Source organism: Sulfitobacter brevis, assembly GCF_900112755.1.
Lineage (GTDB): Bacteria > Pseudomonadota > Alphaproteobacteria > Rhodobacterales > Rhodobacteraceae > Sulfitobacter > Sulfitobacter brevis.
Genome location: NZ_FOMW01000014.1, coordinates 24,847 through 49,152 on the forward strand (window position 1 = coordinate 24,847; position 24,306 = coordinate 49,152).

The 24,306-nt window shown below is 54.8% G+C and carries 18 protein-coding genes; 13 read left to right on the forward strand and 5 right to left on the reverse strand.

The features are described 5' to 3' along the window. Nucleotides 1-244 precede the first annotated feature (244 nt). The 7 genes from BM174_RS16685 to BM174_RS16715 all read left to right on the forward strand — a co-directional run bounded on the left by BM174_RS16685 (nucleotide 245) and on the right by BM174_RS16715 (nucleotide 12,349). Complete coding sequence (locus BM174_RS16685) at nucleotides 245-4,648, forward strand: strawberry notch-like NTP hydrolase domain-containing protein (protein ID WP_093924999.1); 4,404 nt, start codon at nucleotides 245-247, stop codon at nucleotides 4,646-4,648. Further along, nucleotides 4,645-5,661, forward strand: a complete 1,017-nt coding sequence (locus tag BM174_RS16690) for a DUF7146 domain-containing protein (RefSeq protein ID WP_093925000.1) — start codon at nucleotides 4,645-4,647, stop codon at nucleotides 5,659-5,661. The genes BM174_RS16685 and BM174_RS16690 overlap by 4 nt, the downstream gene beginning before the upstream one ends. Nucleotides 5,662-5,998: 337 nt before the next feature. After that, a complete protein-coding gene (locus tag BM174_RS16695) occupies nucleotides 5,999-6,913 on the forward strand; it encodes a DUF2493 domain-containing protein (protein ID WP_093925001.1) in 915 nt (304 codons plus the stop codon). 501 nt (nucleotides 6,914-7,414) lie between these two features. Continuing rightward, nucleotides 7,415-8,599 carry a plasmid partitioning protein RepA gene (gene repA, locus BM174_RS16700; RefSeq protein WP_093925002.1) on the forward strand — a complete coding sequence of 395 codons (1,185 nt, stop codon included), beginning with the start codon at nucleotides 7,415-7,417 and terminating at the stop codon, nucleotides 8,597-8,599. Further along, on the forward strand, nucleotides 8,599-9,570 hold the full coding sequence (gene repB / locus BM174_RS16705; protein WP_093925003.1) for a plasmid partitioning protein RepB: 972 nt from the start codon (nucleotides 8,599-8,601) through the stop codon (nucleotides 9,568-9,570). Before repA ends, repB begins: the two co-directional genes overlap by 1 nt. A gap of 135 nt (nucleotides 9,571-9,705) precedes the next feature. After that, nucleotides 9,706-10,794, forward strand: a complete 1,089-nt coding sequence (locus tag BM174_RS16710) for a helix-turn-helix domain-containing protein (protein ID WP_245766414.1) — start codon at nucleotides 9,706-9,708, stop codon at nucleotides 10,792-10,794. Nucleotides 10,795-10,996: 202 nt separating this feature from the next. Beyond that, nucleotides 10,997-12,349, forward strand: coding sequence for a Fic family protein (locus tag BM174_RS16715; RefSeq protein ID WP_143092473.1), 1,353 nt, complete (start codon nucleotides 10,997-10,999; stop codon nucleotides 12,347-12,349). A gap of 601 nt (nucleotides 12,350-12,950) precedes the next feature. Here BM174_RS16715 and BM174_RS16720 read toward each other — a convergent pair. The 3 genes from BM174_RS16720 to BM174_RS16730 all read right to left on the reverse strand — a co-directional run bounded on the left by BM174_RS16720 (nucleotide 12,951) and on the right by BM174_RS16730 (nucleotide 15,868). Then, nucleotides 12,951-13,625: a hypothetical protein gene (locus BM174_RS16720; RefSeq protein ID WP_218152937.1), complete on the reverse strand. Its 675-nt coding sequence runs from the start codon at nucleotides 13,623-13,625 to the stop codon at nucleotides 12,951-12,953. Nucleotides 13,626-13,637: 12 nt separating this feature from the next. After that, nucleotides 13,638-15,044 carry a selenium-binding protein SBP56-related protein gene (locus BM174_RS16725; RefSeq protein WP_093925007.1) on the reverse strand — a complete coding sequence of 469 codons (1,407 nt, stop codon included), beginning with the start codon at nucleotides 15,042-15,044 and terminating at the stop codon, nucleotides 13,638-13,640. A 65-nt stretch (nucleotides 15,045-15,109) separates the two neighbouring features. After that, on the reverse strand, nucleotides 15,110-15,868 hold the full coding sequence (locus tag BM174_RS16730; protein WP_093925008.1) for an IclR family transcriptional regulator: 759 nt from the start codon (nucleotides 15,866-15,868) through the stop codon (nucleotides 15,110-15,112). Between the two features lie 89 nt (nucleotides 15,869-15,957). Between BM174_RS16730 and BM174_RS16735 the strand changes: the two genes are divergently transcribed. From BM174_RS16735 to BM174_RS16745, 3 genes are read left to right on the forward strand one after another with little or no spacing between them, the layout of a single operon-like run. After that, entirely contained in the window at nucleotides 15,958-17,070 is a 1,113-nt protein-coding gene (locus tag BM174_RS16735; protein WP_093925009.1) for an S-(hydroxymethyl)glutathione dehydrogenase/class III alcohol dehydrogenase, read from the forward strand. Nucleotides 17,071-17,073: 3 nt separating this feature from the next. Continuing rightward, nucleotides 17,074-17,946, forward strand: a complete 873-nt coding sequence (locus BM174_RS16740; protein WP_093925010.1) for an MBL fold metallo-hydrolase — start codon at nucleotides 17,074-17,076, stop codon at nucleotides 17,944-17,946. Between the two features lie 37 nt (nucleotides 17,947-17,983). Further along, nucleotides 17,984-19,198, forward strand: coding sequence for an NAD(P)/FAD-dependent oxidoreductase (locus tag BM174_RS16745; protein WP_093925011.1), 1,215 nt, complete (start codon nucleotides 17,984-17,986; stop codon nucleotides 19,196-19,198). Nucleotides 19,199-19,655: 457 nt separating this feature from the next. Here BM174_RS16745 and BM174_RS16750 read toward each other — a convergent pair whose 3' ends face one another. Together BM174_RS16750 and BM174_RS16755 are read right to left on the reverse strand one after the other, a co-directional pair. Beyond that, nucleotides 19,656-20,972 carry a type II toxin-antitoxin system HipA family toxin gene (locus BM174_RS16750; protein ID WP_093925012.1) on the reverse strand — a complete coding sequence of 439 codons (1,317 nt, stop codon included), beginning with the start codon at nucleotides 20,970-20,972 and terminating at the stop codon, nucleotides 19,656-19,658. Further along, nucleotides 20,962-21,294, reverse strand: a complete 333-nt coding sequence (locus tag BM174_RS16755) for a helix-turn-helix transcriptional regulator (RefSeq protein WP_093925013.1) — start codon at nucleotides 21,292-21,294, stop codon at nucleotides 20,962-20,964. The genes BM174_RS16750 and BM174_RS16755 overlap by 11 nt, the downstream gene beginning before the upstream one ends. Before the next feature lie 714 nt (nucleotides 21,295-22,008). On the opposite strand from BM174_RS16755, the gene BM174_RS16760 reads away from it, so the two are divergent. The 3 genes from BM174_RS16760 to BM174_RS21130 all read left to right on the forward strand — a co-directional run bounded on the left by BM174_RS16760 (nucleotide 22,009) and on the right by BM174_RS21130 (nucleotide 24,200). Beyond that, entirely contained in the window at nucleotides 22,009-22,347 is a 339-nt protein-coding gene (locus BM174_RS16760; protein WP_093925014.1) for a DUF736 family protein, read from the forward strand. 507 nt (nucleotides 22,348-22,854) lie between these two features. Continuing rightward, on the forward strand, nucleotides 22,855-23,475 hold the full coding sequence (locus BM174_RS16765) for a DUF6088 family protein (RefSeq protein ID WP_245766415.1): 621 nt from the start codon (nucleotides 22,855-22,857) through the stop codon (nucleotides 23,473-23,475). A gap of 548 nt (nucleotides 23,476-24,023) precedes the next feature. Beyond that, the gene (locus BM174_RS21130; protein WP_245766416.1) at nucleotides 24,024-24,200 is read left to right on the forward strand and encodes a hypothetical protein; all 177 of its coding nucleotides are present in this window, start codon (nucleotides 24,024-24,026) and stop codon (nucleotides 24,198-24,200) included. Nucleotides 24,201-24,306: the final 106 nt, after the last annotated feature.

The following is a 24,306-nucleotide window of genomic DNA, read 5'->3' on the forward strand; positions in this document are numbered from 1 at the left end:
TCTTAGAGATATAGGTGCAGCGCGCAAATAGTGCGCCACCAAATTCTTAACTAACAAGAAATTAGCCGGTGCAGATGACTGAATCTGCCCTGGTGATACTTCTGACAGGGGCAGCCGACCATGAATATGGTCTAGGTTGGCGCCAAAAGCTAAAAAAGAGCAAGAGACAGGACGGGAGGGATGACCCCTCCCGGGCGAGAGAGAGCGCACGGGTTGGGGATAATCCTCAACTTGGAGACCGCCCATGAATGCTCACCCCAAAACGGCAGCACTTGCCACTCAACTCGAAACCGCTGATCCGGCAGCAAACCTTCAACCAAATTTTGCAGAGCTTCTCGTTCATGCTGCATCAATGCTTTTCCCCTGTTTTGAAACTGGCAAACCGATCGATGCCAAGACGCTTCGCGCAGCAATGGAAGGCGCTTTTGGTGCAAGTGACACAAGCGGCGCTTGGGTTTGGAAAGACGCCTACGATGCTGTCGAGATCGCGCAAATCATGATGATCACGCGCTATGGCGCATTGATGCGAAAGCAGGCCGCATCACCTGCACAGTTTCTTAGCATGATCGAACGCCTGTCCTCGCTTGCGCCCTCCCACACGCGACGCTCGGAAGACAGCGTCCGTCTGCAGCAATTCTCAACCCCCCTGCCCCTCGCGGCGATTGTTGCTGAGGCCGCAGGGTTTCGCGCATCTGACCTCGTTCTGGAGCCGTCGGCGGGAACGGGCATGCTTGCCGTATACGGACAGATTGCTGGCGCGGACATCGCCCTCAACGAACTGGCTGAGACACGGCGTGGTATTTTGCGTGCGCTCTTTGCAGCTGCTCCGGTTTCTGGACACGATGCTGCGTCCATCGACGACAGGCTTGATCGCGCGATCATACCTTCTGTCATCGTCATGAACCCGCCCTTCTCGGCCGCCCAACATGTTGATCGCAAGTTCCGCAAAGCAACCAGTCAGCACGTTCTATCGGCCTTGGCACGGCTTGCGCCTTTTGGACGGCTCGTGGTGATCACGGGCGAAAGCTTCGCCTCAAAAACCAAGAGTCATCAGTCGACCTTTAGAAGCATCGGTGAAGTCGCGAACGTGGTCTTTTCGGCAGCCATTGCTGGAAAAGTCTTCGCGCGGCACGGCACGAGCATCGATACGCGGCTGACTGTCATCGACAAGAAACGCGCTGGCGACAACGTGGCAATGGTTAACGTCGAGGACGTCTATCATCCGCTGTGCGAAACCACCGGTAATCTGTTGGCTGCTGTTTTGGCCCATTGCCCGGGCCGTGCCGATGGCGTGCCCCCCTGCCCCACCAACGCGAGTCAGATCGCACCAAAACCTGCGACGCGGCTCAATCTACATGCACTGCGCGATGCTGCCCGCCAAGAAAGCCGTGACCTCGCTGCAGAGCGCGCCAAGCATCCCTTCGACAGCGTTGATGCCTGTCCGCTTGTATATGAACCAAAGGACTGGACAGACCCTCAAGGCACTTTGCAAGACGCAGTTTATGAGGATTACACGTTGCAAGCCTTCCAGATTGCAGGTGCTGCAACCCACCCAACATCACTGGTGCAGTCAGCTGCTATGGCGTCTGTACCGCCGCCGCTGCCAACCTATCAACCCCTCCTCCCCACAGCACTGACACGTGACGGCGTTCTGTCTGCACCGCAGCTTGAGAGTGTCATTTGCGCCGGCCATGCCCATGCCAGTCATCTTAAGGGCTGGTTCAAGCCAGGCGAGATCGCAGGGCAGCTTGTTGCAGCGGCTGAAACTGATGAAGGGGCCTTTCGTCTGCGCAAAGGTTGGTTCCTCGGGGATGGCACCGGCTGTGGCAAAGGACGGCAAGTCGCGGGCATCATTGTCGACAACTGGCTGCGCGGCCGGAAACGTGCTGTCTGGGTCTCCAAGAGCGACAAGCTTATTGAGGACGCCAGACGCGACTGGATGGCGTTAGGTGGGCGGGAGAGCGATATCGTCCCGCTGTCAAAGTTTCGCCAAGGCGGCGACATCCGACTGACTGAGGGCATCCTCTTTGTCACCTATGCCACGCTGCGTTCCGCCGAGCGTGAAGGCAAAGCCTCTCGCCTTGATCAAGTGGTCACATGGCTAGGTGAAGGCTTTGACGGCGTCATCGCATTTGATGAAAGCCACGCGATGGCGAATGCCGCTGGTGAAAAGTCCGCACGTGGCGACAAGAAGGCGTCACAACAAGGTCTTGCGGGACTTGCATTGCAAAACGCCGTTCCCGATGCACGCATCCTCTATGTCTCAGCCACTGGCGCGACAGTTGTCGGCAATCTTGCGTATGCGTCCCGACTTGGCCTTTGGGGCACGGGTGACTTCCCTTTCGTGACTCAAGCCGAATTTGTGTCATCAATGGAAGCTGGTGGCATTGCAGCCATGGAGATGATTTCGCGCGACCTTAAAGCCCTCGGGCTCTATCTCGCGCGGTCGCTGTCCTATGCCGGTGTGGAATACGACATGCTTGTTCATGACCTGACGCCAGCGCAGGTCGCAATCTATGACAGTTATGCCGACGCGTTTCAGATTATTCACAACAATCTTGAAGCAGCGCTTGAAGCATCGGGTATCTCATCAGAGGGTGGCACATTGAACCCGCAAGCGAAATCCGCAGCGCGATCAGCCTTTGAGAGCAATAAGCAAAGGTTTTTCAATCACTTAATCACGGCCATGAAATGTCCGTCGCTGATCAAAGCCATTGAGGCGGATCTCGCTGCAGGTCATGCAGCAGTCGTGCAGGTCGTCTCAACCAGTGAAGCGTTGATGGAACGCCGTCTTGATGAAATCCCCCCTTCTGAGTGGCACGATCTGCAAGTCGACATTACTCCGAGGGAATATGTGATGGATTATCTGGCGCATTCCTTCCCGACGCAGCTGTTTGAGCCCTACACTGACGAGAATGGTGATCTGCGATCTCGCCCTGCGGTCGATGCAGGTGGTACGCCGATCATCTGCCGTGAGGCCGAGCAGCGGCGCGATGGCCTCATCGAACACCTTGGGGCGTTGGCACCCGTGCAAGGTGCGCTGGATCAGATCCTCTGGCATTTCAGCGGTGATGTGGTGGCAGAGGTCACGGGGCGCAAGCGCCGGATTGTGCGGACGTCTGAGGGGCGCCTGAAGGTCGAGAATAGACCCGCCTCCTCCAATCTCGGCGAAACCCAAGCCTTCATGGATGATACCAAGCGCATTCTGGTCTTCTCAGATGCAGGTGGCACGGGGCGTTCCTACCATGCGGATCTTGGAGCGAAGAACCAGCGCTTGCGTGTGCACTATCTGCTGGAGCCCGGTTGGAAGGCCGATAACGCCATTCAGGGTCTTGGACGCACCAACAGAACCAACCAAGCGCAGCCGCCGCTGTTTCGCCCCGTTGCCACAAACGTCAAAGGCGAAAAGCGGTTCTTGTCGACGATCGCCCGTCGTCTCGACACGCTTGGTGCGATCACTAAGGGCCAACGTGAGACCGGCGGGCAGAACATGTTCCGCGCTGAGGACAATCTTGAAAGCCCCTATGCGCGCGCGGCACTGCGTCAGTTTTTCTACAAACTGCGCGCAGGTAAGATCGATGCCTGCTCCTATGCGCGATTTCAGGAGATGACGGATCTGACCCTTGATGATGCCGATGGCTGCATGAAGGAGGTCTTGCCGCCCATCCAGCAGTTCCTCAACCGCTGTCTTGCGTTGAAGATCAGCATGCAGGACGCAATCTTTGACGCTTTTGGTGAATTTCTGGCCGCGATCATCGAAGATGCGCGTCAGGCAGGTACACTTGATGTTGGTCTCGAAACCCTGCGGGCTGAGCGGTTTGTGATTACAGACCGCAAAGTCATTTTTGAGCATGAAGCGACGGGAGCCACGGCCACAGCGCTGACAGTGGAGCGGACTGATCGCAACGCGCCGCTGACGCTCACCAAAGTGAAATCTATTTGCGCTTCGATGTCCGATGCGAAGCTCTATTGGAACGCCGCGTCCAAGCGCGCGGGTCTGATGACCAATGCGCCCGCCTACATGGACGAGGATGGTGTCCCGATCCGGCGCATCAAATTACTTCGTCCAATGACCTATGATTTGTTCGAGCTCGGTGAGTTCGCCAAATCAAACTGGCAGGAAGTCGATGATACCACCTTTGAGCAGCTTTGGCAGGCTGAGGTCGACGCCGTCCCGGAGTTCACGACTTCCAAAATCACGCTGATCTGCGGCCTCCTCCTGCCGATCTGGGATCGATTGCCCGCCGACAATATGCGGATTTACCGCCTGCAGACCGAAGATGGCGAGCGCGCGATTGGCCGCTTGGTCTCGCAAGAACAGCTGATCAACGTTTATGCGCGGCTTGGGCTTGATACGGACATCCAAATGGAACCAGACGACGTCCTACGCGCTGTTATGGAGACCCGTGCCACGCTCAGTCTTGTAACCGGGTTCCAACTGCGTCGCTCGCTTGTCATGGGTCAGCCACGGCTTGAATTAACCGGTGCCACTGGTGCGATACTCGCCGAGTTGAAAACCATGGGCTGCTTTACCGAAGTGATCCAGTGGAAGACGCGTGTGTTTCTGCCTTCAGAGGCACCTGATGTTTTGGCGTCCCTCCTGTTGCGCTTCCCCGTTGGCACAACCATGAGTGGCGCGGTGCAATGACGAGGGATGTCTCGGTTGCTGAGATTTCAGCAGATCTTGGGGCGCGTGCAGAGAGTTTCTGCCGCGCCTATTTCTCAGAAGGCTGCCGTCAGGGCGATTATTGGCAGGTTGGCGACACGTCTGGGGCAGCAGGTCGCAGTCTTGTCATCCGTTTGCAGGCACAAGACGGTCGTAAAGCCGGTCGATGGACAGATTATGCCACTGGTGAATTTGGCGATCTCATCGATCTGTTGCATGCCAAACTGGGATCAACCTCTCTCAAGGAAACCATCACCGAGGCTCAACATTTTTTGGGCAATGCACCCATCTCTGCGAACCCCGCGCCAAGTCGGACCTTGAAAAGCCCTGCGGCATCCAACACCACGCGAATGGTGTCTGCACGCCGGCTCTTTGCCGCTGGCAAGCCTGTCTTGGGCACCGCGGCCGCCGCGTATCTGCACCAGCGCGGCATCGCACGCTTTGGGCCAGCCTTGCAGTACCACCCTCGGGTATATTTTCGTGGCGCGGACACAGATTCAGATCAGCCAAGGTACGCCCCTGCCCTTCTGGCAAAGATCACGGACAATCAGGGCAACATCACGGGATGCGCCCGGACGTATCTCGACCCGAACACGGGTCGCATTGCCGACCTGAGCAGCCCCAAACGGATACTGGGCCAGCTCCATGGCAACGCTGTTCGGTTTTGGTCTGCTTCAGATCCCGATGATCTGATCGTCGGCGAAGGTCTGGAGAACACACTGTCAGTTGGCACATCCCTCCCAGAGTTCAACCTCGCGTCTTGTCTGACAGCCACGCATCTTGGCCTTTTCATGCCACCGTCAGGTATCAAGCGCATCTGGATTGCGCGCGACGACGATGCGGCAGGGGAACGGGCCGCACACATTCTGTCTGCCAAACTGGGCACAGTCGGCATAGAGTGTCGATGTCTCGTGCCAAAGCTTGGCGATTTCAACGAAGATCTGTTGGCTTTTGGCAAGGATACGCTTCGCCGCACTTTGCTCTTGGCCATGTAAAAGGAAGGTTCTTCGGATTGAGAAGATGACCTGAACATCGGGTTCGATCGCTTCCAGTGGCAGGCGTTCCAAGAGGTTTAATCTGATCACGTTTGGATAAGGGGAGCGATGGGCCAACGGGTCGGAGCTGAGTGCTCCTCGCCCAAACCGCAATGCGCCCCCAACTTAAAATTCCCCTGCCCCGCCAAGAAAAAAGGCGGGGCATTCCTCGCGGGTCAATTTTCTGCCGTGGCCGCATTCTTCGCTGCGCTGCGATCCCAAAGGATGCGGTCCGGTCGCCGTCGGCCCTGTTATCGCCCCATCCAAATCGGGTCAGATCAAACAGAGGAACAAGACCATGCCCCTTCAAGACAAAACAAACCCCGAAGACAGCGGCCTCACGTCCGCAATCCTCGACCACCTCGCCCTACATGGCGCAAAGCCCGGACCAGATGAAACCGATCATCGCCCCCTGCCCCAGCCAGATCAGGTCGAACTCGCCATGGCGACGCTCTTTGACACCACCGTCAGCCTGCTCGACGACAGCCAGTTGGAAGACAATCTCGAAGAAATGCTCTGGTCCCTCACCTCCCTTTTTCATCGCCGCCTGACCCATCTGCAAAGACGCCTTGATGACAATGAATGCGAGGTTCGCGAAAGCTTGACCATTCAAGACGGCTCAGAGGTTGCCTCGGTCGAGCTGGAGCGCCTGCAAATGATTGGGTTGAAGCTCTGGGACCACCGCGACGCCTTCGAGCAGATGCGAGATCTGGCTTGTGAACACTTTTCCGCAGCGACCGGGTCGCCTTGGATGCCCCGCACCGGATCGAAGGTTTCGCACAGAGGTCTGACATCAGCCGTGGTGGACAGTCGGGCCTTTCTTTCGGCCAAGCGGCGCAAAGAGATCGAAGTGCATTGCCCTGAAGGCACCCGTATCGCCTTCTCAGGTGGGGACTATCAAGCCTACGATCTCATCTGGTCTGTCCTTGATGCCACGCATCAAAAATACCCTGATATGGTTCTGCTGCACGGAGGGACGCCCAAAGGAGCCGAGATGATCGCAGCGCGATGGGCAGATGCACGTGGCGTGACGCAAGTGGTCTTCAAGCCCGATTGGAAAAGCCACGGCAAAGCGGCACCATTCAAGCGCAACGACAAGATGTTGGAAATTCTGCCTCAGGGTTTGATCGCAACGCCAGGGTCGGGGATCACCGAGAATATCGTTGATAAAGCGCACAAGCTGGGAATCCGAGTGAAGAGGATTGGGGTGTAGCGTTGCGTGGCGTGACGGCGTAGGTGTCTTGCTTCGCTGGCAGCCGCAAACTTCTTTAGTCGCGTTGGCAGGTCACATTCGTTAATCTATGGCGCAACCTGCTGGCCTTGCCCTAAGACCACCCAAGGACGCAGAATCCAATCTCGCAAAGTTGAGCTGAAACCGCAGGGAACAGCCCCCAACATTCAAGGCATGGCGCTATTCGCGCGGAATCTCTATCGCAAGCTGCCGTTCAGTTGTCTGAAAATTTGTGACATTGGTCTTTTGCCCGACCCATATCGGCAAACAAACCCAATCGCCAATCAAGCGAATGACGCTCTCTGATGAGTTTACAGCTGTAAACTTCTACCGTTATGATCGATAGTCCGTAGTGTCTTATCTTGCGTGTTGCGCTGCAATAGACACTAAATGTGAGAAAATCGTTGACTTAGAGAGGTGAATCACACCTTTTATCCCCAAGTGGCGCGAAAAAGGCCACATTGAGCAAATTGGGGCAACCAGATGATTCCCGCGACACCGAGTATAACAGACCGACCATCAGAGTTAGCAACGGATATTTCCGAGCGGCTAAACCGCGCCATCCGCGAACATCTACTCTCCGCATTCGCGCCCGACAACACAAAATCACTGCGCCCCTTCTCGGCTCCAGAAGCCGCCGAATTGCTCGGCGTGTCCGGCCAGTTCATGCGTAAGGTCCACGGCGAAGGCACGATCCCGGAGCCAAAAGACATCCGCGCAGGCCGCCGCTACTACAGCGCCCATGAGCTGTGGGAAGCCCGCCAAATCCTTGAAAAAGTGTCTCGAACAAAGGGCAGATACGTCCCTGGCCGCATGGAAGGTGAGCGACTGCAAGTCTGGCAGTTAATGAATTTCAAAGGCGGCAGCAGCAAAAGTACATCGACCATTCACCTGGCCCATTATCTGGCACTTCATGGCTATAAGGTGCTTGTCGTTGACCTGGACCCGCAAGGGTCTCTGACGTCTATGTGCGGCATCAATCCAGAGATCGAGTTTGATGGCATGACCGTTTATGACGCCATCCGCTACGATGATCCAGTGCCGTTTTCTGACGTGATCATGCCCACATATTTTCCGGGGCTGTCACTGGCCCCGTCCCGCCTTCTCCTGTCTGAATTCGAGACTGAATCAGCGGTAAACTCGAATCCTGACCAGCCCTTCTTCCTGCGCATTCGCAATGCATTGGCCCAGGTTGAGGATCAGTACGACATTGTCTTGATGGACAGCCCTCCACAGCTGGGCTTTCTGACGATCTCCGGCATGGCCGCAGCGACGTCCCTGATCGTCCCCCTCACACCTTCAATGCTCGATGTGTCATCTACTGCGCAATTTCTCGAGCTTGCCGGTGCCTACATGGGCGTCATCGAGGATGCAGGTGCTGAGCTCCAATATGATCACTTCAAGTTTCTCATCACACGCGACGAGCCAACAGACGTGCCATCTCAACAATTGACCTCGTTCATGCGCGCGCTCTTTATGGATCGCGTCATGGCGGCCACGGCGCTCAAGAGCACCGCGATCAGCGATGCCACGATGCTCAAACAATCAATCTACGAAGTTGTCCGCTCTGAGATGACACGGGCGACCTATGACCGCGCCAAACAATCGATGGATGCTGTTGGCAGCGAAGTTGAAGCAATGATTCACCAAGCATGGGGGCGTAGCTGATGGCACGTAAATCACTTCAGGATTTAAGCGGCATTGCCAAGACAATTGCAAATTCCAGCCCGCAGCCCAAAGATCGGACCACAAAAACCACAGCACCCGCCTTAGGGGCGCTGCAAGGGTCGCTGTCTGCCATTCGCGAACTGGATCCATCACTCATTGATGACTGGGGCCCAAAAGACCGCCTAGATGGGTTTACAGCTGTAAACTCTGAAGATGACGGCGACGGCTTTGAAACCCTCAAATCCAGCATCAAGGACGGCGGCCAGCAAGTTCCAATCTTGGTGCGAAGGGCAGGGCCCGAGGGCCGGTTTGAAATCATCTACGGCCGCAGAAGATTGCGGGCCTGCCGAGAGCTTGGCCGGAAGGTGCGCGCCAACGTACAAGATCTAGATGACGCCACAGCGCTTCTCGCCAAGGGCCTCGAGAATGCCGCGCGCCGTAACTTGTCGTTTTATGAGAAGGCGCGGTTCGCCGCTGTCATTCAAGTAGCAGGCCACAACACCAAAACCGTCCGACAGGTTCTCAGTCTTTCCGCGTCAGGGCTTTCGCACCTGACCAAGGTCACCGACAATATTCCTGACGACGTTGGTGATCAAATTGGAGCCGCTCCAAAGTCGGGTCGGCCAAAGTGGACTGCCCTGGCCGAAGCCTTCGCATCCAAGAAGGTCAATGCATCATCATCCTTCGCAATCCTGTCAAAGTTGAATGCCGAGCTGTCGTCAGATGACCGCCTTGAGCAGCTTATGAGGGAGATTACGCGGCGCGGCGCGCGTCCAAGCGAGGGCAGGGAGGCAACACCGGTCCCAGGCGTCACCATCAAATCGGGACGCGCAACAATTGCGATGTCTATCAAACGGGCAGGAGAGAACGCAGCTTTCGCTGAGTGGCTCGACCGTGAGCTCGAGGACATCATCAAGAAATCCTACCAGGAGTTTACAGCTGTAAACCCTGCGGATGACACCAGAGGCTAGAGCAACAAAGGAGGACGTAAGCAAAGAGAAACCCCCGAAACCGAAGCTTCGAGGGCTGTAACGCATTTCTACGCTTCTCAGATTAGACACCTGAAACGTAGCAGCCACCGATTCGCTAAGCAACAAAAAACGCTCTTGGGCGAACGGGAAATCTTTGCCTACAGGCAAATTATGAGAACAATTCAAGGAATGGCTCCTGCTGGGGCACGCTCGTCGCGCAAAGCGACGGGGCAGGGAGGTATTGCCCAAAACAAATGGCAACTCCTCAAAACAATCGAAGACATCCGGGAACCCCTTGGCTTGAAAGGCACGTCCATCTCTCTTCTCAGAGCAATGATCTCTTTCCTACGTGTAGATCAAGTCGATGCCACGCGCGACGACGGGCATATTTGCTTTGCATCAAATGCCTCCCTCGCAAAACGCGCTCATGTTAGCATCCAAACCGTTGAGCGCCACATTGCGAAACTGGTGTCCTTGGGCCTGCTGACGCGGCGATCGAGCGGCAATGGCAAACGCTGGGCGCGCCGAGACCGCCACGGCAGCATTGTTCTTGCAACAGGCCTGTCACTCTTGCCACTCGCAGAGCGTTACCCTGAGTTCATGCGCATGGCCCAAGGCCACCAGGATCATCAAAACGAACTGGGACGTCTCAGAGACATGTGCTCGGCAGCCCTAAGCAACCTCAAAGCACATCTCATGCCCGCCAATTGGGACGAGAGCCTCCTATCAAAGGCACGCAACCTTTTGAGACGCCAGCCAGACAAGCAAGCTTTGAGCGATCTTCTGGATGAAATCACTGTGGAAATCTCGAAGATAACCTGTGCAGAACCAGATGATTTGAGGGGCGCTGCCCCCGAAATTGAGGGGCATAAAGAGACTTCCAAGACTCAGTATGTTAAAGAAGAAACTTCTTTTCAGATTGAAGTAGGTCAAAATCAGATGGAACGCGCCTACCCAAGGCTTTGCACAGAACTCAGGTTTGCTAAGAACCAAGAAGACTGCCGTCGCTTAATGGATGAACTTGCGGGCCATCTCAACCTTGGGAACACCTGGTTCTCGATTAAGGACCTTGGTCCGGCTCTCAGTTTCATGATCCTAGGGTATCTATTGGAGCGCACCGAGACGATCAACAATCACCGTGGTTACGCCTTCAAATTATGCCAGGACCTATCCAACAAGAGCCTTGATTGGCGTACATTGCTAAAGAAACCGAGGTCAAAATAGCACCGATTGCATGATTTCGTTCTGGTATTTGTACTATTTGCTTCGCAATTTGTTCAACTTGCGTTTCATACTTGCTGAACCGATTCAACTTTCTTCAGTAATAGATGTTCGTTCTCAATGGCTTAATCGTTTCACGCGGCAGATTGCACCACTCAACTGCATCCAATCACCTTAATCGTTTCATATATGGTAAAACGTAAACTTGATAGCGACGCAATACCTATATATTGCTGACGATAATCGTTTCATTTTCGCAGGCTTTCGTTTCATGGCCCTCACAGACCAAGCTATCCTCGATTTCATTGCTGCGCACCCAAGCGCAGGCCGTGAGGCAATCCGAAAAGGCACGACTCCGAATGCCGGAGAAACAACCATTTGGCGGGCTCTGAAGCGCCTTGTCGAGAGCGGGCGTTTGGAAGTTTTCGGGAAGGGTCGCGCGACCCGCTATACCATCGCAGGATCTGCAGTGGTGCGCGTGCATTTGGCCACTCCCTACAATCAGCGCCCGCCCGTCTTTTACCGCAAGGAATTCCTTGATGCCTATGTGCCGGGGAAAACTTGGTATTTGTCGGAGGCCGACAGAAAGCGGCTTCTGGAGGCGGGTCAGCCACGGGGCAGGGATATGCCCGCCGGGACCTATGCGCGACGCATTCTTGAGCAACTCCTTGTCGATCTCAGCTGGGCCTCTTCCCGTATGGAGGGGAACACCTATGACATCTTGCAGACAGAGCGGTTGATCCGCTTTGGTGAAGAAGTTGCGGGCAAGGATCGCAAAGAAGCTTTGATGATCCTGAACCACAAAGAAGCCATCCAGTACGTTGTCGACAATCTAGATAAAATTGGGCTTGGCCGTACGGACTTGTTCGCCATTCACGCGCTCTTGTCTGACGGTCTGCTGGCCGATCCTGCTATGTCTGGCCGCCTTAGGACTATGGCAGTTGGCATATCCCATTCAAACTACCGACCACTTGATGATGTTGTGACGATTGCAGAAGAATTCGATATCGTGGCCGCGAAAGTTGGGCAGATAACAGATCCGTTTGAGCAGTCTTTTTTCCTCTTGGTTCACATTCCTTATTTGCAGGCATTCGCCGATGTGAACAAGCGGACCTCTCGCGTGGCTTCCAATATCCCCCTTCTGAAGTCTGACCTTGCGCCAATGTCTTTCACCACAATGAATGACGGCGATTACATTGATGGGCTGATCGGCGTTTACGAGCTGAACAACATAGCTCTCCTGCGCGACGTCTATGTCGAGTCCTATTTAGCTTCGGCCGAGAAATATCGGATCTTGCGGGCCGAGGTAGAGCAACCTGAAAAGGCTGCACTGGCTTATCGTGATTTTGTGCGTGCGGCGGTGCGGCGATGCGTTCTGGAGTTCAAGGCCTTTCGCCCTGATGAGGTTTTGGAGATGGCGGAACAAGGCGGCATCCCTGAAGCGGACAGGGCCGCTGTCATTGACTATGTTGGGCATCAGTTAAGCGGCCTGCACGAGGGCAACGTCATTAGATACCGCCTGGCGCCTGACGACCTGATCGGTGTTGAGTTCGGCTAACGCGGGTGTCGAACTAGAGCGTAGTTTTTATGCCAGGCTTAGCGGATCGAATATCTAATGAGCAAATGGTGGTGCCTCACAGATGCAATCTGTTACAGAAATCAGGTCTCTGATATGGGCCAGGGCAGACCAATAGTTAGCGGGTAGGGGGTCTTCGAATTTGGTGACCAACCAAGCTAGTATTGATTTCAATGGCGATATGGCACGTGCTCCATTTCGTCGGTTTCAAGTCGCAGACAGGCCTGCCAAAGCGGGGTCTTCCAATAGGTGCGATCTGACACCCTATTGCCGTCAGGTGTTTCCTCTAGAAATCCAATCCAGCTAAGCGGCTGAAATACATGCGTGAATGATCGAGTACTGGATCGTCATCAGCAATGTCACGGAACTTAATCATGCGGTTGCCTACCACTTTAGCCGACCCAATGTCGATTGAAGCAAAATTTGAAGGTTGCTTACTGTAACCGTACACTGGCCGTTCGGGGCAGTCGCAACGAAAGGGAAAGAGGCGGACAAACCGGACTTGTGCAGTCGCGGCTATCGCTGACGCAGCAGTGCAATTTTTCAGCAATGCAATGGACTTCGCTAAAGCGGTCATTGCGCATCATTGATGACCTGAAAAGGCAGAATATATGCCAAACGCACCAACGATGATGAGGCTCAGTGCCCAAACCAGATCAAGATTAAACCAGCTTTTCGAAATGAATTTCAAACCGAACCAAGCATAGACAAAGATCGCAATCGCTGCGCCCGCAAAGGTCATAGCAAAGGTATGGGTTGCGGCCACTAGAAAGGCTGTCATCACATTGTTGGTCATCAGCGCTTGTGCCGCGGCGTGACCAGTCCCCGATATGCTTTCACCAGGTACTAACAGTCCGCAAATGCCAAGATAAATAGGGACCAACATCAGTCCCGCGCCATGCGCAGTGGCGGCCAGAAACGACCACAGACCCAGCTTGGCCGGATGCACTCGGGCAAGGATTTTCGGATGACGGCGGTTTATAAAAAGATAGAGCCCCATCGCGATTACCAGCACGCCTGCGCCGATGCGGATTTCGCGTTCGTTGTCGATCAGAAAAAACATCATCGAGAACGGCAGCAGGATGACGATCATTGCCAAAAAATGCCCAGTGGCAAGCATCGCCAGGGCTTTGGCAATCGCAGACTTCTTACGTTCAAACAGTGCGGCTGAGACAGCCAGAGGCCATCCCATTCCCGGATTAACGCCGTGGTATACGCCTGAAAAAATGACGGCCCACCAAAGGGCCGTCAATGTCATGTCTTCCATCAATTATACTGACGGATAGCAGAAGCTGTCAGTTGAACAGTCCCCACCTTCCAGACGTATCTGGTGGGCGCGGGTGTTCTTGGGAAAATCGATGTAGAAGTCGGGATCAAGCGCAAAACTGCCATCCTCGCCAACATTCGCCATGACCATCTGGCCGCCTTCTTGATGTGGATAGAACTGGTTGTCCCATGTGCTGTATAGCGAGTTCGTCCAGTAGACGCGCTTGCCGTCACGGCTGATCTCGACCATTTGCGGGCCATAGATGAAATCCTTGCCGTTGGGATGCTTGTGCTCGGTGGCGATGCCGCCCAATTGCACTTTGCCGTTCAGAAAAGGGTTCATCGGGTCGGACACATCGTATTGATGCATCTCGCCCAAACCCCAGCAGGCCACATAGAGGTATTTGTCATCGAGGCTGAGATCGATGTCTGTGACCAGTGGCGGCACTGCGCCAAAACCTTTTAGCAAATCAGGCAGGTTTTCAGGGTCTTCCGGGCGCGGGTCGATCGTGATCGTCTTTTTGGACTGCCACACACCGTTGTCATCCCGCCACCAGGTAAAGATCGCACCTTGCAGATTGGTTGTGTCCACCACCACGCCACAGAACCCGTAGGATTTGGACGGATCATGGGCCGGTCGAATTTCCAATGCCATCTGATAGTTTTCACCAAAGTCCATCGTTTGGATGTTCTTGCGCGCGCGCAGGTCCCAGAAGTGGATCGAGTGGCCGTATTTGTTGGATAGCAAATCTTCGGCGACGACGCCGTTCTCATATTGCGGCGGGAGACCCCATTCGGAGCTGACCATATAGTCCTGCGGCAGGTTCCACCAGAAATCATAGTGCTTGTCTTGTGCACCGCGGTCCATCTCGTAGCGGCCGATAATCTCGAACGTCTCGCAATCCATGATGAAAATGCCAGGAGGGCCGTCTGTCCCGTCCTTTCCGCCACCACCAAGGGTCGACACATAGATGCCCTCGGGTCCGCAGTGGATCGTATGGGGGCGCGAATAGCCGGTTTTAGCGAATACCTCTTCGGGCTCGATAATTTTGTGGATATGCGCCTTTAGCGGGTCTTTTACGTCAAAAATAAAGATGCGCGAAGACCGGATGCCCGGAACGATCAGATAGCGGCGTTCAAGGAACGCGTGACCTGACAGGGGCGACAGCGACGATGAACATGCGTTCCAGCCAAAGTGATGAAATTCGTCGCCTGTCGTTTCGGTCATGACGGTGTGAACAATCTCACCATAGGTTTCTGAACCTTTTCGCAGATCGATCACCGCAATCCCGTCATGCTGGTCCGCGTCTTTGCCCAGCATCACCGTAAAGGCGAAGTTCTCCGGTGGAGCTTCCATCGCGAGCTTGGCTGATGCGTGAAACGTTGGATCCGGTTTCATCGGTTTGTTCATTGGTCTTCCTCCCTAGGGTTATCCCCACCTCCATGGGGTTCGAAACAAGCGCAGGTGCGGTCTCCTCAAACCTCGCCAACGTTGCAAAGTTGGATGGCACCACTGATCTTAGTAGCAAGCAAGATCAGCTCACGGCCAATATTCTGTCTATACTCTGTGCCAAATCGACGGACCGGCCCGACGGCACCAACGCTAAACGTGGCCCCGATGTTTCCTATGGTAATAGGGGCCGCGACACTTGAGATGCCGACGTCAATTTCCTGATCGCAATCGGCGAAACCCTGACTGCGGATCACGTCAAATTCAGCTAGCAGATCGTCGCGCGTGGTTTTGGTGTGATCGGTGTAGGCCTGAAGGCTGCCTTGCATGATCGTGTCTTGGAATTCTGTTTCTGCAAAAGCCGCAATTGCCTTGGAGCATGAGCAGGCGTGTAGTGGACGTTCTCCGATGCCCGGATGAATAAAGGCACGGGCTGGGTCTTCTGGGGTTTCGACGTGGATAATTTCGACCTTGCTGTCGCGAAACCGCGCCAGAAACACGGTTTCGTTAAACGTCGCCGCCGCACCCTTTAGCAAAGGGGCCGCCACACGGCGCACATCAACATCAGATTTGCCCAAAAGCGCGATGCGGATCAACCTCTCACCGATCACATAGCGCCCGTCTTCATTGGGGTCTTCGATCAGACCTTGCTCGTGCAACGTTTGCACCAATCGGTAACACGTCGGCTTTGGCAACCCGCTTGCGGCCTGCACTTCAGTCGCAGAAACAGGGCGGCCGATCACAGCAATAATTTCGAGCAGACTGATGAGACGTTCGAGATGCATTTAAATGTGCGCTCTTGTATTGTGAGACAACTTCTCACAGAATGAGAGTGAATCAGATGAAAGATCAAGTAAATTTTTAGGAGACGCCCATGCGCACCCGTGCCGCCGTTGCTGTTGCAGCAGGAAAACCACTTGAAATCATGGAAGTGAACCTTGATGGGCCGCGCAAAGGCGAGGTGCTGGTCGAGATTAAAGCGACTGGCCTGTGCCATACGGATGAATTCACCCGCTCCGGTGACGACCCCGAGGGTATCTTCCCCGCTATTCTGGGCCATGAAGGCGCTGGCATTGTCATCGAAATCGGCGAAGGCGTGACTTCGCTGGAAGTTGGCGATCACGTCATCCCGCTTTACACGCCGGAATGTCGCGAATGCGAATATTGCCTGAACCCGAAAACCAACCTGTGCCAGAAAATCCGCAGCACCCAAGGTGCCGGGCTTTTGCCCGATGGCTCCACACGGTTTTCGATGCTCGATGGGACACCAATTCACCATTACATGGGTTGTTCCACTTTTGCTAACCACACTGTTGTTCCTGAGATAGCCCTCGCGAAAGTGCGCAAGGACGCGCCGTTCGATAAGATTTGCTATATCGGTTGCGGTGTGACGACAGGCATTGGGGCGGTGATCAACACCGCCAAGGTCGAAATCGGATCAACTGGCGTGGTTTTTGGACTTGGTGGTATCGGGTTAAATGTGATCCAGGGTTTACGTCTTGCGGGTGCCGACCAGATCGTCGGCGTTGATCTGAACGAAGGCAAGGTCGAGATGGCAACGCGGTTCGGCATGACCGATTTCGTGAACCCGTCCAAAGTTGACGGTGATCTGGTTGCGCATCTGGTCGAACTCACAGGCGGCGGTGCGGACTACACGTTTGATGCCACCGGCAACGTGAGCGTCATGCGCACGGCACTGGAATGTGCGCACAAGGGCTGGGGCGAAAGCATCATCATCGGCGTTGCCCCCGCTGGCGCAGAAATCAGCACGCGACCGTTCCAACTGGTCACAGGGCGAAGCTGGCGCGGCACGGCCTTTGGCGGCGCGCGCGGTCGCACAGACGTGCCCAAAATTGTGGATTGGTACATGGACGGCAAGATCGAGATTGACCCAATGATCACCCATAAATTGAAGCTTGAGGACATCAATCACGGGTTCGACTTGATGCACGAAGGCAAATCGATCCGCGCCGTTGTGGAGTTCTAGAATATGCGTCAGACCGTCCCCGAGGTTTGCACGTTCTTTGACGAGGCCACGAATGCGGCCTGTCATATTGTTAAGGATCCAGCCTCAAACGCCGTGGCGATTATCGATTCCATTCTGGATTTCGACGCCGCGGCAGGCCGCACCCATACGACCCACGCCGATATGCTGATCGATGAGATCACGCGAAATGGCTGGCAGGTCGCTTGGATATTAGAGACCCACGTGCACGCGGACCATCTGTCAGCAGCCCCTTATCTGGCCGAAAAACTTGGGGGCAAAATTGCGATTGGAGCCAATATAGCGGCAGTGCAAAAGGTCTTTGGTAAAATCTTCAACGCGGGCACCGAGTTCGAGATGGACGGCAGCCAGTTCGACCGATTGTTCGCGCACGGAGATGTCTTTGCCATCGGTAATCTTGATGTCACGGTGATGCATACGCCGGGGCATACGCCTGCCTGCGTAACCTACGTCATCGGCGATGCTGCATTTATCGGTGACACATTATTCATGCCCGATTTTGGTACCGCGCGTGCGGATTTCCCGGGCGGGTCTGCAACCGATCTTTATGCTTCGATCCAACGCATTTTAGCACTGCCCGACGAGACGCGCTTGTTTTTGTGCCACGATTACAAAACCAAAACGCGCGATACGTTCTGTTGGCAAACGACTGTCGCGGAACAAAAGGCAACAAATGTTCATGTCGGCGGTGGTAAATCCGAAGAAGAGTTTGTTGATTTTCGCACCAAGCGGGATACGCAATTGGCAATGCCGAAACTTATCATTCCGTCCATTCAGGTGAACATGAATGCCGGAAAAATGCCCGCGCCTGATACGGATGGGGACGTTTACCTGAAGGTGCCAATCAACAAACTTTAAGGCTCGTCAGAGCAAGGGTTGGGAGGCCCATATCATCATGGCAAATCATCAAATTCTCATCGTAGGCGGCGGGGCTGCCGGGATTGCAACGGCAGCCAGCCTACACAAACGGGACGCGTCGCTGAACATCGCAATCATCGAACCCTCACCGACCCATTACTATCAGCCCGGTTGGACCATGGTTGGTGCAGGCATCTTCAAAAAAGAAGAAACCGCACGATCCACAGCAAGTGTCATGCCGTCCTACGTGACCCACATCACAGGGGCGGTTGCGTCGTTTCAGCCAGATGCGAACACTGTCACACTCGAGGATGGCGAGACGCTCACCTATGAGTATCTTGTGGTTGCGGCGGGGCTCAAGCTTGATTGGGCCGCGATTGAGGGATTGGAAGCGGCACTTGGTAAGAACGGCGTGACCTCGAACTACCGGTATGATCTTGCGCCTTACACATGGGATCTGGTTCAGGAAATGCGTGGGAAAGAAGCGATTTTCACCCAACCACCTATGCCCATCAAATGCGCAGGCGCGCCGCAAAAAGCCATGTATTTGTCGTGCTCCAACTGGACAAAGGCGGGTAAAATCAAAGACATCAATGTGTCATTCTGCAATGCGGGGCCGGTCCTGTTTGGTTGCGCGGATTATGTGCCTCCGTTGATGGAATACGTAGACCGCTACGGCATCAATCTCGACTTTGGGTACAATCTGGTAAAGGTCGACGGCCCCAATCAGACAGCAACCTTCATGGTGACCAAAGAAGGCGAAGATCCGCAGTTGGTAGAGCGCAAATTTGATATGCTACATGTCTGTCCGCCCCAATGCGCGCCGGACTTTATCAAGAACAGTCCTTTGGCCAACGCCGGCGGCTGGATGGCCGTTGATCAGGCAACGCTGCAAAGCACAGTCGCCCTGAATGTCTTTGGCCTTGGTGACGTGACCTCTACCCCGAATGCCAAAACCGCCGCGGCCGCGCGCAAACAAGCACCCATCGTGGCTGCCAACCTGATCGCACAGATGAAGAACGCCGCGATGCCGCAAGCCTATGATGGATACGGATCGTGCCCGCTTACGGTCGAACACGGTAAGATCATTCTGGCAGAGTTCGGTTATGGTGGAAAACTCATGCCGAGTTTTCCGTGGGACAGCACAAAGCCAAGGCGCGCCGCATGGTTCCTGAAGAAATCGGTGCTACCTTGGGTCTATTGGAATGCCATGTTGAAAGGCAAAGAGTGGTTGGCAAAAACGACGTCTTAGATTGGTCCTGTTAGGGTCTTTATGCTCGAGTTAGTCTGGAAAGCGCTATGACCGCTTCTAATGCCGCAATGCGACATGAAAAACAGCACGAAGTCAGCATAAGCCGTGCTGCGCTCGCTCGCAGCAAAATATTGTCGCTTCCGCAATGGGCGGATTGTGTTGAAAAACTCGGAAATTCAGCTTCCGTAATTTTCGGGCAAAAGCCCGTCAAGCCAAGAAGTCAGATGAGATCGTTCCAGAGGCGGCGAGAGCTGACAAATGAGTGGTGAAAGGCCAACTTGTCCGAACCCCTCGCCACCAAAAGCTGGTCGGCCTGTACGGCAAGCAATTTCACCAATTGGAGCCAAAAACGGAGTTTTTCAACACTATCGGCTCTTCTGTAGCATTCGCTGCGGAATATACGAACGGCTGGTTTCGCTTGCTGTAAATGCCAAATACCTATCGAAATGGCCCCTGACTAAGCTAACAACTGCCCTCGCGCGCCCTCAAATTGATTGGTCAGTGCACCATGATCCGAACTCAAACCTTCGATGCTGTACGGATTCAGAAATTGCCGCCCCCCAAACAGAGCTTTGTCGGTCGCGCTTAGGTTCGCCAAGTCACAGACAGCGTCCCATTCGCCGGCGATTGTAATAATCTGCTGTGTGATGATGTCGACGGCCTCTTCGTCCGTGAGCAAGAAGTCAGGGGCTGCGGCAATGCTGCTGGCCAAAGTGCTCATCCGGTTGTCGCCCTTGATCAGCATCGCCTGCGTCGCTTCATTTCCCGTGCGGCCCTGCGGACAAATGTCATAGGCTGGGGAGAGCGTGAGCATCTTGCCATCCCAAAAGGCCGCGTGGTTACGAGCATGGTCATCCGTATTGCCGCAAAGCACGTTAAAACAGATCCGGCCAAAGAGTTCCCGGAGCGTCTCTTTGGGCTTGGTGAACCGGTGGCGAATAATTTCGGCCAGATCTTCGTAAGAAGCGTAGCGCGCCATCATTTCATCCAGCCCCAAAATTGTCAGCGCAGATACCATCGCTTTGCGATGCCAATCCCCGCCTGAGCGGGTGCGGTCAAAGCGTTCGATCAACAGCACGTCTTTACCGCCCGCGTTAATCATCGAGACAGGGGCTGCGTCCAGGCCGCAAGCGGCTGCCAGTCTCATCGCGATGAACTCGGCCTTTACGACGCTATAAAGGTCTCCACTCGCCGAGAATTTGGCGATCATCTTGCAATCACCGCGGTCGATGAGCGCTTTCGGACGTGCGCCACCGATTGACGTGCCGTGGTTAAGAGCTTGATCAAGGCCAGGTGTGAGTGGAACGCCTTTCTCAATGAGGCTGGCGGCCTCGATAAGTTCCTCGTATGTCGCTTCGGATTTGTGGCGGGGAACATAGTCTGTCGCAGAGGCTTGGAAATCGAGGGCACCAATGCGGTCAGAACCGGAGGCAAGCAGGTAGGAAATTTCGCTGATGTTGCCAACCTCTGGCGCGCTGGCCTTTGCGCCCACCAGACGATTGATGATGACACGCCGGCCCCAAGCGTCTGGTGAGCCGTCGCGAATGCAGCTGGCCATTGAAAGTCCGGCCTCGGGCTCGATAATGCCGCGACGCAGGGGCAGTTCGGGCGCGTAGATCGGCATTGCATCGGTGCGGTCGAGGTAGCTAGCACCGTAATTGAAGATGAACCGGTCCGCGTCTTGTGTGAGACGGCCCGCGACAACAGGCTCTGCGTTTCCGGGCAACCATATCCAAACAAATGCTTCTGAGGCCTGAGCAAGTTTAGAAGTCATCGTCGATCTCCTGCTTGGACACACGGACGCTCTTTGGCAGGAGTGTTAGCTTCTCATCAAGACGGGCGTTCTGGACCGTCAGCGTGCTGTCATCAGCATCAAACAACCTTACGCCAACAAGCGCTGCGACCTCGAAGACCGTGCCGATTTCAGGGCCGGGAGCCCCTTTCTCGATGTTGTGCAATGTCGTGCGGCTAATGTTTGCGCGATCTGCAAGGTCTTGTGCTGTCATGCCGCGTGTCGTGCGGCCGACGCGGATCAGCTTGCCGAAGACTGATAAAGCCTGCTTGGTTACCCGTGAGTAGCTTCTCTTGCGCTTCATGTGACACCGCCATTGTTCAGCTAGATGGACATGAGGGGTCTTATGTCCAATATAATGAACGAATACAATTCATGTGGTGCTGAGTCAAGTTTTGGTCCAGTAATCTGAACGCAGTGGAGCTTTATGTACAGATAAATGGACGAGCGAGCCATGAAACCTCTGACTCAAAGGTCCCTTTTTCGGGCCGCGGAAATTTTGACCTAAAGCCAAACTGGAGGCGGCGCAGATCAAAAGTCGGTCAGTGTTTTGACAGCGCGCAAATATCATGAATGAACGAAAGCAGGTCTTTGTATTGCACCAAGATACCCCGATCTCGCCAGGATGTAATATGACGGGAGGGCAGGGGGAGCGTGCTGTGCCATGATCAGGACTAGCAATGATGGCTTGTTTTGGCGGCGACTTTTGTCATTCAGATTGAAATCGCAGCTGCCTTCTGGAAGTTTCTTTGGCGACCGTTCACATTCAGCGACGTGGCCATGGGCTTTCTCCTGATGTGTTGAGTTGCTCGATAATGCTGGTCGCAGCTGTCGCCCCATCCACAAAGGTTGTCCCCGATCTTTTTCCCCTGTCCCACCAAAGAAAAGAGGTGGGCCATTCCTCGCGAAACAAAAAGAGCGGCGCCTGCCCCTCTCCGCTGCGCTTCGCCTTCGGTGTGTAAGGGTCTTAGCCAGCTGCAAAGTGACCATCATTGCAACGCAAACAAGGAGAAAAGCAATGACCACGAACTGCATCAAATTCACAAGCGAAGACATCGAAACAGCAAAAGGCGTAGGGTCCATTTCAACCCTGAATTTCGACCTCGACATCACAGTCGAACCCATCGCCAGCAGCAACCCTATGGCACCGACGCACCGCGTTCTTGGCCGCTCCCCTCGCGGCAAATTGGTCGAATGCGGTGGCATCTGGAAGAAGCAGAACAAAGATACCGGCTCTGATTACTTCACCCTGACGGTCCGCGATCACGCCTTCAACGCCAACCTTGGCAAAGCCGCAAGCCAGGATGACATGTCCCTGCAGGCCATCATCCCTTGGGGCCCAAAAGAGGCGGCTTAACAAACAAGCCAGACCGCTTCGGCGGTCTGGTTACGTTATCCTCACCACAGTGAGCACTGCCAGTGTGGAAGAAATGGCCAATATGCCAGTGCATTTCTGTTTGGTACGCAGTAGCTGAATGGCTGAAGTGATGTTTGATTATTGTCTCCAAGCACGCTAAAAAGTGATCAGACAGGCGACTGTCAGCGACCCGTAATTCTGTGTGCAGTGCGAGCGTTGCGGTGACCCAAACCCTAAAGGGTAAGGTTGCAAGCCGCACCTATAAGCCAACTTCGGAGCGGCTTGCTTTGATTCAGATAACAGGATGCTAGGTAAGCCGCGATGTCAGCCAATTGCACCAGCTGTGGCATTGTGGAGCAGACGTAGCTGATCAGATTTACCGCTTTCGACCGGCAATCGTAGTTGAGCGCGGCCTGTTCGTTCGAACTCGCCTATGTCTGAATTTTGTGGTATATTTCGGACATGATAGGACCCGCACAATCGAAAACTCTGCCAAACCGCCTTTGCATGCGCATCGAAGATTCGCCGCGACAAGTGTGGACCCCGGCTGATTTTGTTGACATTGGCAGTCGTGCTGCCGTCGACAAAGCGCTGCAACGTATGGTCACGTCCGGCCAGCTGCGCCGCATTCAGCGCGGGCTTTACGACAAGCCGTCCCAGAATGTGCTGACAGGCAAACCTACCGTACCAGATTACCGCGCCGTCATCGACGCGATCGCGCGTCGCGATCAAGTTCGCTGGTTGATCGATGGTATGACAGCTGCGAATATGCTTGGCCTCACGAACGCTGTACCTGCCAAAATCGAGGTGCTCGTAGATGCGCGGTTAAAGCCAGTCACTCTGGGTAATCAAAAGATCGTCTTCAAACAAGCGGCACCAAGTCGGCTGTATTGGTCAGGTCGACCGGGCATGTATCTGGTGCAAGCGTTGCACTGGCTTCATGACGTCATGTCGAGCGACGCAGAAAAGGCGGCTGCTCAGAGCGCAGTACGCCGCAAGCTTGCAGATAAAGAAACGGGTCTGGCACTGTTGGATGATCTGAAGGGCGGCTTGTCAGCCATGCCAATCTGGATGCAGGATATTGTGCGTGGGCCATTGTCTGATGCGGCCGAGGTTGATCAGGCTTGAGCATGGAAGGTTTGAACGCTTCGCTCGTATCAGTTGCACACTTGGCTGAGCGTGTGGGTGGCTACGGCAAAACACCGACACGATGATCGTCGGTGAAGCTCCACCCTTTGATGCAATCTTGGCGTCGATTGAGGCTCTCGAGGACCAATTGAACCGAGCCTGATCTTGTGGCTTTGAAGCTGCTGTTCGGTTTCTTGTAGCGGATTGGCTGACGTGTAGCTTGCAGCGAATTCGCAATTGAGCGCGTGATACTGTCCTCTGTCGCATGCAGGTAAACTGGTGGACGACGTTCGATTTATCACCGCATTGTGCCCCTTCCCATCGACCTGTTGGCCCATCAGATCGCTAGCCCGGAGGCGAGCGGCCCGCAACGCTTGGGCAAGGTTTCTGGACGGCTAGCGCCTTGCGCGCTGCGGTGCATCGCGCCCAACAAACATCGCCCTTTACGTGCTCCATTTCATTGCGCCCCAAATTGGGTGCAGCCCGCTCTGATGCCGCCGGTCTTTTTCACGATCCGTCCAACGACGATCAATGGAAAGGATCACAACATGACATACGAACAATCCCTCGACCTCGCAGAACTGCAAGCTGACATGGCATTTGAAACCTACCTCTCAGCCTTTGAAGAGGGTGACCATCCCGAAGTCATCGACAGCCTCGCAACCGAGGCTCTGATCGCACAAGATCGCTGCGCGGATTTGCGCTCTCAGGATCTGGCTCATTGAGCCAGATACCCCTGCGGATTGAGTGATCCGCAGGGGAGGGTGACCTCCTCTCGGAGGGCCCTGACAGGCAGTTGCAGAAGCTGACACCGACGCGGTCGGGCGTCAG

Coding starts and splice junctions, on each gene's coding strand:
- BM174_RS16685 (WP_093924999.1), top strand. CDS start 245: ATGAATGCTCACCCCAAAACGGCAGCACTTGCCACTCAACTCGAAACC.
- BM174_RS16690 (WP_093925000.1), top strand. CDS start 4,645: ATGACGAGGGATGTCTCGGTTGCTGAGATTTCAGCAGATCTTGGGGCG.
- BM174_RS16695 (WP_093925001.1), top strand. CDS start 5,999: ATGCCCCTTCAAGACAAAACAAACCCCGAAGACAGCGGCCTCACGTCC.
- repA (WP_093925002.1), top strand. CDS start 7,415: ATGATTCCCGCGACACCGAGTATAACAGACCGACCATCAGAGTTAGCA.
- repB (WP_093925003.1), top strand. CDS start 8,599: ATGGCACGTAAATCACTTCAGGATTTAAGCGGCATTGCCAAGACAATT.
- BM174_RS16720 (WP_218152937.1), bottom strand. CDS start 13,625: ATGACATTGACGGCCCTTTGGTGGGCCGTCATTTTTTCAGGCGTATAC.
- BM174_RS16725 (WP_093925007.1), bottom strand. CDS start 15,044: ATGAACAAACCGATGAAACCGGATCCAACGTTTCACGCATCAGCCAAG.
- BM174_RS16730 (WP_093925008.1), bottom strand. CDS start 15,868: ATGCATCTCGAACGTCTCATCAGTCTGCTCGAAATTATTGCTGTGATC.
- BM174_RS16735 (WP_093925009.1), top strand. CDS start 15,958: ATGCGCACCCGTGCCGCCGTTGCTGTTGCAGCAGGAAAACCACTTGAA.
- BM174_RS16740 (WP_093925010.1), top strand. CDS start 17,074: ATGCGTCAGACCGTCCCCGAGGTTTGCACGTTCTTTGACGAGGCCACG.
- BM174_RS16745 (WP_093925011.1), top strand. CDS start 17,984: ATGGCAAATCATCAAATTCTCATCGTAGGCGGCGGGGCTGCCGGGATT.
- BM174_RS16750 (WP_093925012.1), bottom strand. CDS start 20,972: ATGACTTCTAAACTTGCTCAGGCCTCAGAAGCATTTGTTTGGATATGG.
- BM174_RS16755 (WP_093925013.1), bottom strand. CDS start 21,294: ATGAAGCGCAAGAGAAGCTACTCACGGGTAACCAAGCAGGCTTTATCA.
- BM174_RS16760 (WP_093925014.1), top strand. CDS start 22,009: ATGACCACGAACTGCATCAAATTCACAAGCGAAGACATCGAAACAGCA.
- BM174_RS16765 (WP_245766415.1), top strand. CDS start 22,855: ATGCGCATCGAAGATTCGCCGCGACAAGTGTGGACCCCGGCTGATTTT.
- BM174_RS21130 (WP_245766416.1), top strand. CDS start 24,024: ATGACATACGAACAATCCCTCGACCTCGCAGAACTGCAAGCTGACATG.